A 13,033-nucleotide genomic window follows, 5' to 3' on the forward strand; every position below is an offset into this window, starting at 1 on the left:
GCAATTCAGTGTCCCGGCGCGCCTTCATGCCGCGCTCTTGTACAGACAAGAAAGCGGGCCGCGACGGGCCCGCTCTCCGTTACGGAATAAAGCGTCTAGTGGCCGAGTTCCGAGATCGTCAGGGTCGACTGGGCCAGACCGCTGCCCGAACCGTAGGTGCCGACCCAGATATCGTACTGGCCGGATTGAGGGGTGCCCCAGGATACCTGCGGGTTCAGGCCGTTGGTGTCGTCATTGCAATACCAGGAGCCGTCCGGCGCGTTGACGACGATGGTCGTGTCGGCATTGGAGCGGGCACCGATATAGAGCGGCAGGCTGCCGGCATTGTAGTGCAGGCGATAGTCCGGCGCGTTGGCGATCATGCCGCGGCAGGCCCCGCCCAGCGCCGAGCTGGCGTCGATATCTCCGCCAGCCGTGATGGAGACGGAGTACGGGTCGGGTGCAAAGCCGGCGGACAGGGTGGTCTGGCCGAAGGTCGGGTTCTGCGACCAGTCCTGGGCCGCGGAGACGCCCGCGAAGGCGGCAGCCGCAACCGTGGCGGCGAGAATGGTTTTGATGGTCATGGAGGTCCCCTCATCGATAATGGCGCGCGAAAGCTTGCATGGCGCACGATGGATGTCACTTTCCATCTTTGGAAATGAAGCGGGGATGAACGACGGGCCTGCGCCGGCAAAAACCGTTGTCAGACCGGCGGACAGCTGCCACAAGGCGCGCCATGACGACCCGGCTCTACCTGATCACCCCCTCCAGCATCGACGAGACCTTCCAGGACCGCCTGGCCGAGGCGCTTGGCGGCGGCGACGTAGCCGCATTGCAGATCCGTCTCAAGGATTGCGGCCGGGCGGAGACGCGCCGTCTGGCCCGGCCGCTGATCGAGACCGCCCAGCGCGCCGGCGTGGCGGCGATCATGAACGACGATCCGGAACTGGCTGCGGAGCTCGGTTGTGACGGTGTCCATATCGGTCAGACCGACGGGACCGTGAAAGCGGCGCGGGCGCTGATGGGCAGGGATCGAACGGTCGGTGTGACCTGCCATGACAGCCGCCATCTCGCCATGGTGGCAGGCGAGGCAGGGGCGGACTATGTCGCCTTCGGCGCGTTCTTTCCCACGCTGACCAAGGTGCCGCCCAGCCGAGCCGAGCCGGACATCCTGACCTGGTGGAGTGAATTGTTCGAACTGCCCTGCGTGGCGATCGGCGGCATCACGGTTGACAACGCGAAGCCGCTGATCGAGGCCGGTGCCGATTTCCTGGCCGTGTCCGGTGGGGTCTGGAACCATCCGGAAGGTCCCGCCGCCGCGGTGCAGGCCTTCGACCGGCTGTGCCGGGAATAGCAGGCCCCCGCCCCGGATAAACGTCTTGTCACTTGACGCTGACCGGTTGCCGGCGCTGAAAGACTGCCATGCTGCGCATTGCCCTTATTGCCGCCCTTGTCGTTTCGGCCCCCGCATTGTCCCAGGACGATGCCGTCGCCTTCCCCGAGGAACTCATCCTGCTGCCCGAAGAGGTGCAGAACGCAGCCCGCTCCGGGCTCGAGGCGGAGGATGTCAGCATTCCGGCCGGTCTGTCGCCGGGTGAGGAGGCCTGGTATCGCGCCCAGGTGGCCTATATGGGAGGCGACTGGGTTCCCGCCCGGCGCTATGCCGGGACGGCCGCTGTGGCCGGCCTGTCCGACGCAGCGGCCCTGGCCGGGATCATGGCGCGGGATGGCCGTGGCGGCCCGCGCGACATGGCTGCCGCGTCTGATTGGTTTCACCGGGCGGCCCGGCAGGACCATCCCGTTGCTCTCTATCAGCTTGGCCTGTTGGCCCGTCTGGGCGATGAGAGCCTGGAGCTGGGTTCTCCGCGCATCTGGTTCGAGCGGGCAGCCCGGGCCGGGCATATCAACGGCATGATCGCCTTTGCTCTCGAGCTGAAACAGTCCGGCATTCCCCAGGAAGCTGTGTCGGCGCGCCGCTGGGCCGAGCGCGCCGCACAGCAGGGATCGGCCGAAGGCATGTACCAGCTCGCCCAGATGCTCGACGACGGGGCCGGCGGGGAGCGCGATGCGGCCGGCGCCCGTGTCTGGTACGGACGCGCCGCAGAAGCCGGCCTGGCTGAAGCGGCCTTCCAGGCCGGCATGATGTGGGCGGATGGCGAGGGCGGCGAACAGGAGGATGGCGAGGCCCGGCGCTGGCTGCGCATTGCGGCCGAGAGCGATTACGCCCCGGCCCAGGGCCAGTACGGGCTGATGCTGTACCAGGGCCGTGGCGGCGAGCGGAACCTTGCCGAGGCCGCCCACTGGTTTTCCCGCGGTGCGCGCGGCGGCGATGCCGAGAGCCAGTATCTCTACGCCTTCGTGCTGGCCCAGGGCGAAGGCGTGAACCAGGACCTGGAAGCGGCCTATCGCTGGGCCGTGGCGGCGGCGACGGACCCTCTCGGCGCACCCGTTCACAATCGCGACCGCGACCGGTTGCAAGCGGCCCTCGAGCGGGTTCTGCCATTGGACGTGCAGGCCCGCATGCGCGAACAGGCTGAGGCCGGCTGAGCCGATTGCCGCACGCCGCTTGCCGTACTCCGTCCCCGCTGATAGGAGAGCGCCACTTCGCGGCCGAACGGGTCGCCAACGGATAATCGGGCCTCAGCGGCCGACAGGTGGACGCATGAAAATCAACGGCAATGAAATCAAACCCGGCAATGTGCTGATGCATCAGGACACGCTCTGGGTCGCGGTCAAGACCGAGCACGTCAAGCCGGGAAAGGGCGGCGCGTTTGCCCAGGTCGAGCTGAAGAATCTTCTGGACGGCCGCAAGCTGAACGAACGCTTCCGCGCCGCCGACAAGGTCGAGCGGGTGCGCCTGGAACAGAAGGATCACACCTTCCTGTTCGACAGCGGCGAGATGCTGACCTTCATGGATGCCGAGACCTATGAGCAGATCGAACTTGCCAAGGATTTCGTCGGCGAGGACCGGGCAGCATATCTGCAGGAAGGCATGACCGTCGTCGTAGAATTCCACGAAGAGCGGCCGATCGGCATTTCCCTGCCACAGCATGTCACCCTGGAAGTCGCCGAGACCGAGCCGGTGGTGAAGGGACAGACGGCGGCCAACTCGTACAAGCCGGCCATCCTGTCCAACGGGGTGCGCAGCTCGGTGCCGCCTTTCGTGGGCATGGGCGAGAAGATCATCGTGGCGACCGAGGACGGTTCCTACGTCCGCCGGGCGGACTAAGCCGCGATGGGTTCCCTCTCCCCGCTCCTCACCGTGATGACGGAAGTGGCCACCAAGGCCGGCCGCTCGCTCAATCGCGACTTCCGCGACGTCGAACACCTGCAGGTCTCACGCAAGGGGCCGGCAGATTTTGTCTCGGTCGCGGACAAGAAGGCCGAGGACATCATCTACGACCGCCTGACCCAGGCCCGGCCGGGTTACGGCTTTCTGATGGAAGAGCGCGGGATCGTCGAGGGCACAGACAAGTCCCACCGCTGGATCGTCGACCCGCTGGACGGGACGCTGAACTTCCTGCACGGCATGCCGCATTTTGCGGTCTCGATCGCACTGGAGCGCGAGGGGGAGCTGGTTGCCGGGGTGATCTACAATCCCGCCACCGACGAAATGTTCCACGCCGAAAAGGGCCGCGGCGCCTGGCTGTCGGACCGGCGCCTGCGCGTGGCCGGCCGCAAGCATCTCGACGAGGCCGTGATGGCCACCGGCATGCCCTTCATCGGCAAGAAGGGGCACGCGCAATTCCTCAAGGAACTGCACCAGGTGATGCCGCATTGCGCCGGCATTCGCCGCATGGGTTCGGCCGCGCTCGACCTCGCCTGGGTCGCTGCCGGACGGTTCGACGGCTTCTGGGAACGCAATCTGAAGCCCTGGGACATCGCTGCCGGCATCGTACTGGTACGCGAAGCGGGCGGGTTCGTCGCGGAGATCGATGGCGGTGCCGACATTCTCGCCACCGGTCACATCGCTGCGGGCAATGAAGCCATGCTGGGCGAACTGGGCCAGCGTCTGAACGCGGCGGCGAGGTAGCGCGTTTGACATCGCGCAACTTGATGCCAAACGCGTAGCGCCATCGCCGAAATGGCTAGGCTGCGAGACTGTCGATCTGGCCCTGGGCGGCGTCGACCCGCTCGGCTTCACCGAACATCAGCTGGCCTGCATCGACCACGTCGACATCGGTAATGCCGACAAAGCCCAGAACATGCTTCATGTAGCCGGTCGCGAAGTCGATCGCGCTGCCCACTTCGGTGCCGCCCGAGGCGGCCACGAGGATGACGCGCTTGCCGTCCAGCAGGCCCTTCGGTCCGGTTTCGGTGTAGACGAACGTCTCCCGGGCGCGGGCGATCATGTCGACCCAGGCCTTCAGCGCGGCCGGGACCGAGAAATTGTAGATCGGCATGCCGATAACGATCATGTCCGCAGACTTCAATTCCGCCACCAGGGCGTCGGACCGGGCGAGCGCATTCCGCTGGTCCTCGCTGCGTTCGGACGGGTCGGTGAAATTGGCGCCGATCCATGTTTCGTCGACAAACGAGGGCGTTTCCTCGGCGAGGTCCCTGACAGTCACCTGTGCACCGGGATGATGTTCGCGCAGCCGCTCGATAACGCGATCGGTCAGCCGGCGCGAGTGCGAACCGGTGCGGCGCATGCTGGCATCGATGCGGAGAATGTGCGGGGCTGGGGTGTCGGTCATGTCCGTCTCCTTCGTGGGGCGCCCTGGGGCCGTGACTGGCATTGCAGATGCCGATTTCCCTGGGCGGATATAAGAGGGCAGTCGGGAAGCTTATTGTTTCCGGTTCGGCAATTATGGGTCCCGAGGTCGGGGGCGCTGCTCGGGAGAGAGGCTTTGACCTCGCCTCCAAAATGTCCCAATCCGGGGTAAGGAAGGGGTCTTGGCGGAGACAAGGGGAAGGCATGCCAGTTCTTGACCGGAATGGGGATATGCGCGGCGCGCCCGTAGTGCGCTTCACAGGGCCCTGGCGCTATATCGTCTGGATGGCGGTCTTCGTGGCTGTCGTGATCGCGCTGGGTGTCTGGCTGATCGGGCCGCTCGAAGAGGCGTTCCGGGCCAATCCGGCGATCAACGGCCTGATTCTCGCGGTTCTGGTCATCGGTGTGCTCTACACCTTTGCCCAGGCACTGGGGATCGGACCTGCCGCGCGCTGGCTGGTGAGGTTCCGGTCGGCGGAAGATCCGGCCAGCCTGCCCAAGCCACCGGCCCTCATCGCACCCATGGCGTCGATGATCGGGCAGACCGATGGCCGCATGTCCCTGTCCGCGGGCTCTGTGCGTACCGTACTCGATTCCGTCGGGGCGCGGATGTCCGAGGCCGGCGCCTTCACGCGCTATTTCGGGCGTCTTCTGATCTTCCTGGGCCTGCTGGGCACGTTCTGGGGCCTGTTGCAGGTGGTCTCCGATGTTGGCGAGGCGGTGCGGGCCGTGACCGAAAGCTCCACCGGAGGCGAGGCCGATGTGATGCGGCTGATGTCGGCCATCGAGGAGCCGATCCAGGGCATGGGAACAGCCTTTGCGTCCTCGCTGTTCGGCCTGGCCGGTTCATTGGTGATCGGGTTTCTCGACCTTCAGGCCAGCCGCGCCCAGAACCGGTTCTACAACGAGATTGAGGAATGGCTCTCCTCCATCTCGCGCCTGGCTGCGGCCGCCCCGTCGACTTCGGGCGATGGCGAGGTGTCTTCGGCCTATGTCGGTGCGCTCCTTGAGCAGACGGCGGAAACGCTGGACAAGCTGGCGCATACGCTGGAACGCCACACGCGCCAGCTGGATACCACGCTGCAGCGCTTTGCCGACGACAGCCGTGCTTCCAACGAAGAGGCAGCCCGCGCCCTGCGCGACGAGATCCGGGTCCTGATCCGCGCCCTGAAATCGCGGGAGCGGGGAGGGGAGTAAGCCATGGCCTCGCCCCGGTTTGCGCGTTTCCAGGAGGCCGACAGCGGCGATCACTGGCCGGGCTTTGTCGATGCCCTGGCTACATTGCTGCTGGTCATTGTCTTTCTGCTGTCGATCTTTGTGGCGGGACAGTTCGCCCTGTCACGAGCGCTGACCAGCCGCGACGATCAGCTGGCCGATCTCAATGCGCAGCTGGCCGAGCTGGCGAACGAGCTCAACATCGCCCGCGACGAGAATGCCCGGCTGGAACTGCGCATTTCCGGGCTGGAGCAGGAACGTGATGCGCTGGAAGGTGCCCTGGCGATGGCGACCAGCCAGGCAGAGAGTCTGGAGGCCGATCTGGCGGCGGCGGAAGAGATGTCCGAAGACAGCCGCCGCGCCCTGGCGCTGTTGAACCAGCAGATGCAGGTGCTGCGCGACCAGCTGGCGACCTTGAACGAGGCCCTGGATGCGGCCGAGCGCCGAGCGGAAGAGGCCGAGGCGCAGGTCATCAATCTGGGCGAACGCCTCAATGCCGCTCTGGCCGAGCGCGCGGCGGAACTGGCCGTCTACCGGTCCGACTTCTTCGGCAGGCTGCGCGAGATCCTGGGAAACAGGACCGGCGTACGCATTGTCGGCGATCGTTTCGTTTTCGAGACCGATGTGCTGTTCCCGTCCGGCTCGGCCGCGCTGTCGAGCGAAGGCCGGGAGAGTCTGCGGCCCATTGCGGCGGCGATCATCCAGCTGACCGATGAAATCCCCTCTGATCTGGAGTGGGTGATCCGCATCGACGGTCATACCGACCCCGTGCCCATCCGAACCACCTATCCCTCCAACTGGCACCTCTCAGCGGCCCGCGCGATCTCTGTGGTCAACTGGTTCGAGGAGCTGGGCGTGCCCTCCCAGCGCCTGGTTGCGGCGGGCTTTGGCGAGCATCATCCGATTGCCGAGGGTCGGTCGGAAGAGGCCAATGCGCGGAACCGGCGGATCGAGCTGAAGCTGACGTCTCGCTAGGAGGAAATATTGTCTCGGCGACGGTTCTGGTGCCGGCGTCCGGTCGACTCGACGAACCGACTGAATTTCCGGCGATCAGCGAAGGATGTGCCGCACAAGTTCGCGAGGATTTTCGAGTACGCGCGCTGATCGCGGTGAGCGGAAATCACGGGTTCGATGGCACATGGCGCCCTCCCGCTCGATGCGGCGATTGTGCGCCTCGATGGCGGCACGGTTTTCCTCGCGCCAGCGGCGGCCTTTTCGTTCGCGGACCGCTACTCGCTCCCGCCATCCGGCCCGTCGTCCGGATGGCCGCCCTCGATCAGATACCAGGGGATTTCGCCATAGTCATATGGCGGGCGGGAATAAAGCCAGCGCAGGGCGTCGAGCGCGGCGCCGTGATAGATTGTCGAGTGTGTCTCGGTCTCGCGGCGGTCGACATAGCGGTAGTCCGGCGCGTCCTCGACCGCGTCGAGCGCCGCAAGAAGTGTATCGAGCCCGGCCTGCATTGTTCCGCCCTCATCGCCCATGGTCAGATAGACGCGTGTGTCCGAATAGTCGGCGGCGCCAAGTCGTTCGACGGCCCGTTCGGCGACGGCCTGATCGTCCCACCACAGGCTGGGCGAGACCGAGATGTAGTCGTCAAACAGGTCCGGCTGTTCGAGCAGGGTATCGACGATGAACAGTCCGGCCAGGCTTTCCCCGATCACGGCGCGGCGTCCGCCCACGCGATAGGAAGCCTCGATGAAGGGGATGACGTCGTTCGCGATATAGGCGCGAAACTCGGCTGCGCCGCCGGCTGTCTCGAACTGGGCACTGTAACGCGGGTCGGCGGGCTCCGGTGTGAGCTCGTGCAGGCGGTCGCCGGTTTCGATGCCGACCACGATCAAGGGGGCGTACTGCCATGAAATAACGCCGAGCTGGGCGAGGCCGGCGATATGAGGGAAGTCCTGCTCAACTCCGCCATCGATGAGATAGAGCACGGTATAGGCCTCCTCGGCCGTCTCGTGCCCCGGCGGCAGCCACACATTGACGGTGCGCTCTTCGTCAAGGACGGCCGATGTAATCTGGTGGGTGGTGCCGAAACGTATCGGTGTCCCGTCTTGCGTCGCGGTCCAGGCTTCCGGCTCCTGTGCCAGGAGCGGGGAGGTGACAAGCGCTATGGGTACGAGGCTGGCCGTGAACCTTTTCAAGGTCTTCTCCGAGTGGGGATGTCGGGTGCTACGGTTGTCTGATTGCCCTTCCGGCGCAAGTGGCGGACGCCAGGATCTGCGACTCATCGCAATGGTTGCTCCGGCTCCGAGCTTCCTGTATAGACCCGCGCTCCTGAGTTTACATGAGCTGCGTGCCCGGCTGTGGATCGGTGTGGCGCGGCGGATGACAAGAAAGCCGGACCGATGAAAAAGGATATCCATCCCGACTACCATCTGATCAACGTGAAGATGACGAACGGGACCGAGTTTCAGACCAAGTCGACCTGGGGCAAGGAAGGCGACACGCTGACCCTGGACATCGATCCGACCTCGCACCCGGCCTGGACCGGCGGCAATCAGCAGCTGATGGACCGTGGCGGCCGCGTTTCGCGCTTCAAGGACAAGTTCAAGGGCTTCGTGTAGGGCTCTTTTCCTGTTCCGCAACAAGACGGGCGCGAACCGCCGGGTTCGCGCCCTTTTTTACGGGACATGGCGATAGGGTGAATGCCCCGTGCGTCCCGTGTGGTCGGGCCACCGGCGCGGTGCCAGGATGCGCACGCTGCGCGCCGGCACGGTAACCTCGATGGTTGAGGATTGCGTGTTGAAGGTCTCGCCGCTCATGGCGTCCTCGAACACGTCGCCATTCATCAACCGGCCATCGCGGATCAAAAGCGTTTCGGTAACGGCGCTTTCGCGATTATTGGCGACCACCAGCACGGTCTCAGCCGAACGGTCTGTCGTGCGCAGGAAGGCCAGCAGGTCGCGCGTGGCCAGCGGGACGAAATCGCCGATCCGCAGGGCGGGCGCGCTTTCGCGAATCTCTATCAAGGCGCGAAGCCGGGCAAATTCCGGATTGTCCGGCCTCGCATTCTCCCAGTCCATGGGACCGCGGCTGCCCGGATCGTGACCGCCGGTCATGCCGGCCTCGACGCCGTAGTAGATCAGGGGCGCACCGGGCAGCGCGAATTGCAGGGCCTGCAGATAGGCCCGGTCGGCCGGGTCGGGATAGAGCGTACGCAGCCGCGGCGTGTCGTGATTGTCGAGCAGGATCCACGATCGCAGCAACGGATCCAGTCCGGCATCGGCAATCATCGTCTCGACCGCCTCGCCCAATTCGGCGCCGCCGACGCGTCCTTCCACATGAGCGAACATCATTTCGCGCAATGGAAAATTCATCACCGCGTCCAGCGATCCCGTCCAGCCCTGCGGGTAGGACCAGACTTCGCCGATAACGAGCGCGCCGGGCCGGGTCTCATGAACGGCGGCCGAGATGGTTGCGAGATGATCGAAACCCAGCTCGGTCGCGACGTCGAGCCGCCAGCCGTCTATCCCGTCGCGAAACCATTGCCGTACAACGGAATCCGGCGCGGTCGCGATGCGGGCGCTGACGTCCGTATTATTCCAGTTGAGCTGGGGTAGATTGGCGACACCCCACCAGCCGACATAGCCGTTTTGATAGTCTTCGCCGAAATGGAACCAGTCGCGATAGGGGCTGTCGGGCGAGGATTGCGCGTCGACAAACCAGTGCGAGCGCACGCCGACATGATTGAAGACGCCATCGAGAACGAGCCGCATGCGGTTGGCATGCAGCGTGTCGGCCAGGGCGCGCAGATCCGCACGGGTACCGTATTCCGGCGATATCTCGGTGAGGTCGATGGCATCATATTTGTGGTTGGTCGGGGCGAGATGGATCGGGTTGAGATAGACGACATCGACCCCCAGTGCATCGAGATAGCCGGCCTGGCGCCGCACACTGTCCAGATCGCCCCCCCAGAAGGCGAGTTCGTGGCTCCAGACGATCTCGCCCGGCACAGGCTCGCCCTGGGCAGGCTGCTCCGACCAGGCTTCCAGCGTGCGGGGTGGCGCGTAGAGATGACGCTTGGAGTCGATATCGTTGGAGGGGGCGAAACGGTCAACGAAGATCTGATAGGTGACCGCGCCGGCCCGCCAGTCCGCCCGCCGTGCATCGAACGGCGATTCACCGGTCTGCGCCTGCAAGTCCGGGCCCGTGCTGCAAGCTGACAGGATGGCGGAAAGTGTGGTGATGAGCAGTCTGGTCATGAAGCCCCCCGGCCGGTGTTCTTGGGCGATCCGTTCAGACTATCCGATCACAGGGACGGGGCAATCGGGGTGGGGCGGCAAGAAAAAGGCGCACGCTCCGGCCCGAGCGTGCGCCATGTCATTCCCGGACGGGCTGGCTGCTAGCGCTCGCCGAAGGCACCGCGCAGCATGGCCATCTGGTCGGCGACCGGATTGGTGTCGGATTCCACGAGACCGTCGACATAGAGATTGTCGTCGATACGTTTGAGGCGGCTGTAGAGCGACCGGGAGCGGCTGACCAGGTCCAGCAGGACCGGTGGCGGGTTTTCGCCGTCCGGCCACAATCCGTCAGTGGGACGATCCGCCGAGAGGCGATATTTGCCGTCGGTGGCATCCTCGGCGCTCATCTCGCCCTCGGACACGGCGCGTTGCGCCAGCAACCAGGATGCCGCCTGCATCAGCCGCGTGGTCAGCTTCATGCTTTCCGACGCGTAGGACAGGGCGCCGGCCCGGTCCAGAGATTTGGAATCGTCGCGTCCGGGACCGTCCAGATAGTTCGCCGTTTCCTCGACCAGATCCATTCCTTCCCGGAACAGCTTCTGGAACATTTCCGAATTGGCAAAATCCTGGGCCCGGGCGGCGGGGGCGCCTCCGGCAGGGAAGAGGGTCGGCGAATTATCGGTCATCACGCGTCCAGTTGTCGGTCAGCCATCGGGTTCGGGCGAATCGAAGCAATACGCGGGCCAGATTGCGCGAAACCCTTGATCAAAACTTAAACACTGCGTCGGCGGCAGATCGTCCGGCTTGTTTTTTTTCGGTCATGGCGTCGATACGGCGCAGTTCGGCTTCCAGCAGGGCGCGGCGTTCGGCAAGATCTTCCAGCGACAGCGCGCTGAGATCCTCGCCGGGAATGATGGCATCCTTGGGCTTGGCGCTTGCGGCGTCGGCGTCATCGTGAAACATGGACTTCTCCATCTTCATGTTTTCAGCAACCTAGCGCGAAAAGGCGACTTTTCCCATGGCCTCCAAGGCGCAAAACCGCATTGTGATAGCCCGCGAGCCCGGCGGTCCGGACGTGCTCGACCTGGTCGAACGTCCCATGCCTGTGCCCGGGCCAGGTGAGGTTCTGATCCGGAATGTGGCTTGCGGGGTCAACCGGCCCGACCAGATCGAGCGGCTGGGCTTCTATCCGGCTCCGCCGGGGGCACCGGAAGGCCTGGGCCTGGAAGTGTCCGGCCATATTGCCGCGCTGGGGCCGGGCGTCGACGGGCTGGCGGAGGGCGATGACGTCATCGCTCTGGTCGCGGGTGGCGGCTATTCCGAGCATGTGATCGCCCCGGCCGGGTCGGTCCTGCCGGCGCCGGAGGGTGTCGATCTGGCGGATGCTGCCGGCCTGCCCGAGACGGTTTTCACCGTGTGGGCGAACGTGTTCGAAACCGGTGCATTGTCGCCTGATGAAACACTGCTGATTCATGGCGGGACGAGCGGGATCGGGACCACCGCGATCCAGATGGCCAAGGCGCACGGTGCGCGTGTCATCGCCACGGCGGGCACGCCGCAGAAGGTTGCCCTGTGCGAGACACTGGGCGCGGACATCGCCATCAATTACCGCGACACCGATTTCGAGGCCGCCGTGAAGGAGGCGGGCGGGGCTGACGTCGTGCTCGACATGGTCGGCGGCGATTATGTCCAGAAGAACATCAATTGTGCCAATGCGGGTGCGCGCCTTGTATCCATCGCCTTTCTGAAGGGCAGCCGGGTCGAGGTCGATCTGATGCGGGTCATGCTCAAGCGGATCGTATTGACGGGTTCCACACTGCGGGCGCGGCCGGATGACGAGAAGGCGCGGCTTGCGCGCGAAGTGCTCACAACCGTCTGGCCCTGGATCGCCGCCGGCAAGCTGCATCCGGTGATCGACAGTCGTTTCGCTCTGGCCGATGCGCGGTCCGCTCACGCGCGCCTGGACGGCGGGCAGCACGCCGGAAAAATCCTGCTGGCATGCTGACAAATAGCGGGGCCGCCGCTTTCCTATCGCATCCAAACGCGATATAAATGCCACAAATCGCTTTGTGACCGGGGGATCCCGCCACTCAGCGTCGGACGCCCAAGCCCGGCCGCCGTGTCGGGCTTTTTTTGTTTCTCCGAGGAGAGAGGGAATTCATGACCGAGATCCTGATGCCGAAAGCCACGGCTGTCTGGCTCGTCGACAATACTTCGCTGACTTTCGACCAGATCGCGGGCTTCTGCGGCCTTCATCCGCTTGAGGTGAAGGGGATCGCGGACGGCGATGTGGCTGTCGGTGTGCGCGGCGCCGATCCGATTTCCAACGGTCAGCTGACTCGCGAAGAGATCGAGAAAGCCGAAAATACCGACACCTATCGGATGACCGTCGTGAAGCCGAAATATTCCGAGCTCCACCAGCCGGCCAAGCGTCGGGGGCCGCGCTATACGCCGCTTTCGCGTCGCCAGAATCGTCCGGACGCGATCGCCTGGCTCGTCCGCAATCACCCGGAACTGGCCGATGCCCAGATCTCCAAGCTGATCGGCACCACCAAGACGACGATCCAGGCCGTGCGCGAGCGCAGCCACTGGAACTCGTCCAACATCAAGCCGACCGATCCGGTGTCGCTGGGTCTTTGCACCCAGATTGACCTGGACGAGCAGGTCAAGAAAGCGTCCTCGCGTCGCCGCAAGCTCGAGGAAGAAAATCCGGAGCTGCTGACCGACACGCTCAAGGCCCAGGAAGACCTGCATCAGGCCGAAGACAAACCGGTCCAGGAGGCCGAGATCGATTTGGAAACCCTGTTTGGTGGCAACAAGTCAGAATAGCCGGCTTCACACCCGACACGAAAAAGGCCTGGAACCGATCGGTTCCAGGCCTTTTTCGTGTCGGGTGTGAAGCCGGCTATTCTGACTTGTTGCCACCAAACAGGGTTTC

General features: G+C 64.8%; 16 protein-coding genes. 9 read left to right on the forward strand and 7 right to left on the reverse strand.

Annotated features, from left to right (window positions below; translation table 11 throughout):
* Positions 1 to 95: 95 nt before the first annotated feature.
* Positions 96 to 563: a peptidase S1 gene (locus tag Q1U94_RS12265; RefSeq protein WP_300545081.1), complete on the reverse strand. Its 468-nt coding sequence runs from the start codon at positions 561 to 563 to the stop codon at positions 96 to 98.
* Positions 564 to 715: 152 nt separating this feature from the next.
* On the opposite strand from Q1U94_RS12265, the gene thiE reads away from it, so the two are divergent.
* The 4 genes from thiE (at position 716) to Q1U94_RS12285 (ending at position 4,012) form a co-directional block, all read left to right on the forward strand.
* On the forward strand, positions 716 to 1,333 hold the full coding sequence (gene thiE / locus Q1U94_RS12270) for a thiamine phosphate synthase (RefSeq protein ID WP_300545083.1): 618 nt from the start codon (positions 716 to 718) through the stop codon (positions 1,331 to 1,333).
* A gap of 68 nt (positions 1,334 to 1,401) precedes the next feature.
* Complete coding sequence (locus tag Q1U94_RS12275; RefSeq protein WP_300545084.1) at positions 1,402 to 2,526, forward strand: tetratricopeptide repeat protein; 1,125 nt, start codon at positions 1,402 to 1,404, stop codon at positions 2,524 to 2,526.
* Positions 2,527 to 2,641: 115 nt separating this feature from the next.
* Positions 2,642 to 3,208, forward strand: a complete 567-nt coding sequence (efp, locus tag Q1U94_RS12280; protein ID WP_300545085.1) for an elongation factor P — start codon at positions 2,642 to 2,644, stop codon at positions 3,206 to 3,208.
* Positions 3,209 to 3,214: 6 nt separating this feature from the next.
* The gene (locus Q1U94_RS12285) at positions 3,215 to 4,012 is read left to right on the forward strand and encodes an inositol monophosphatase family protein (protein WP_300545088.1); all 798 of its coding nucleotides are present in this window, start codon (positions 3,215 to 3,217) and stop codon (positions 4,010 to 4,012) included.
* 55 nt (positions 4,013 to 4,067) lie between these two features.
* Here Q1U94_RS12285 and Q1U94_RS12290 read toward each other — a convergent pair whose 3' ends face one another.
* The gene (locus Q1U94_RS12290) at positions 4,068 to 4,676 is read right to left on the reverse strand and encodes an NAD(P)H-dependent oxidoreductase (protein WP_300545091.1); all 609 of its coding nucleotides are present in this window, start codon (positions 4,674 to 4,676) and stop codon (positions 4,068 to 4,070) included.
* Between the two features lie 221 nt (positions 4,677 to 4,897).
* Between Q1U94_RS12290 and Q1U94_RS12295 the strand changes: the two genes are divergently transcribed.
* Positions 4,898 to 5,890, forward strand: coding sequence for a hypothetical protein (locus Q1U94_RS12295; RefSeq protein ID WP_300545093.1), 993 nt, complete (start codon positions 4,898 to 4,900; stop codon positions 5,888 to 5,890).
* 3 nt (positions 5,891 to 5,893) lie between these two features.
* Positions 5,894 to 6,883 carry a peptidoglycan-binding protein gene (locus Q1U94_RS12300; RefSeq protein WP_300545095.1) on the forward strand — a complete coding sequence of 330 codons (990 nt, stop codon included), beginning with the start codon at positions 5,894 to 5,896 and terminating at the stop codon, positions 6,881 to 6,883.
* A gap of 75 nt (positions 6,884 to 6,958) precedes the next feature.
* Here the strand turns inward: Q1U94_RS12300 and Q1U94_RS12305 are convergent, their stop codons facing one another.
* Together Q1U94_RS12305 and Q1U94_RS12310 are read right to left on the reverse strand one after the other, a co-directional pair.
* Positions 6,959 to 7,195, reverse strand: coding sequence for a type II toxin-antitoxin system CcdA family antitoxin (locus tag Q1U94_RS12305; RefSeq protein ID WP_300545116.1), 237 nt, complete (start codon positions 7,193 to 7,195; stop codon positions 6,959 to 6,961).
* Positions 7,138 to 8,055, reverse strand: coding sequence for an alpha/beta hydrolase-fold protein (locus Q1U94_RS12310; RefSeq protein ID WP_300545097.1), 918 nt, complete (start codon positions 8,053 to 8,055; stop codon positions 7,138 to 7,140). The genes Q1U94_RS12305 and Q1U94_RS12310 overlap by 58 nt, the downstream gene beginning before the upstream one ends.
* A gap of 204 nt (positions 8,056 to 8,259) precedes the next feature.
* On the opposite strand from Q1U94_RS12310, the gene rpmE reads away from it, so the two are divergent.
* Positions 8,260 to 8,478 carry a 50S ribosomal protein L31 gene (gene rpmE / locus Q1U94_RS12315; protein ID WP_300545099.1) on the forward strand — a complete coding sequence of 73 codons (219 nt, stop codon included), beginning with the start codon at positions 8,260 to 8,262 and terminating at the stop codon, positions 8,476 to 8,478.
* 57 nt (positions 8,479 to 8,535) lie between these two features.
* On the opposite strand, the gene Q1U94_RS12320 is transcribed toward rpmE, so the two are convergent.
* From Q1U94_RS12320 to Q1U94_RS12330, 3 genes are all read right to left on the reverse strand, one after another.
* Entirely contained in the window at positions 8,536 to 10,116 is a 1,581-nt protein-coding gene (locus tag Q1U94_RS12320) for a glycoside hydrolase family 13 protein (RefSeq protein WP_300545102.1), read from the reverse strand.
* A 140-nt stretch (positions 10,117 to 10,256) separates the two neighbouring features.
* Positions 10,257 to 10,781, reverse strand: a complete 525-nt coding sequence (locus Q1U94_RS12325) for a DUF1465 family protein (protein WP_300545104.1) — start codon at positions 10,779 to 10,781, stop codon at positions 10,257 to 10,259.
* 79 nt (positions 10,782 to 10,860) lie between these two features.
* The gene (locus Q1U94_RS12330) at positions 10,861 to 11,058 is read right to left on the reverse strand and encodes a DUF1192 domain-containing protein (protein ID WP_300545106.1); all 198 of its coding nucleotides are present in this window, start codon (positions 11,056 to 11,058) and stop codon (positions 10,861 to 10,863) included.
* A gap of 55 nt (positions 11,059 to 11,113) precedes the next feature.
* Between Q1U94_RS12330 and Q1U94_RS12335 the strand changes: the two genes are divergently transcribed.
* Both Q1U94_RS12335 and Q1U94_RS12340 read left to right on the forward strand, forming a co-directional pair.
* Entirely contained in the window at positions 11,114 to 12,100 is a 987-nt protein-coding gene (locus Q1U94_RS12335; RefSeq protein WP_300545109.1) for an NAD(P)H-quinone oxidoreductase, read from the forward strand.
* 155 nt (positions 12,101 to 12,255) lie between these two features.
* Positions 12,256 to 12,924: a cell cycle transcriptional regulator TrcR gene (locus Q1U94_RS12340; RefSeq protein WP_300545112.1), complete on the forward strand. Its 669-nt coding sequence runs from the start codon at positions 12,256 to 12,258 to the stop codon at positions 12,922 to 12,924.
* The last annotated feature ends 109 nt before the right edge of the window (positions 12,925 to 13,033 follow it).

The organism is Maricaulis sp. (assembly GCF_030149515.1).
Lineage (GTDB): Bacteria > Pseudomonadota > Alphaproteobacteria > Caulobacterales > Maricaulaceae > Maricaulis.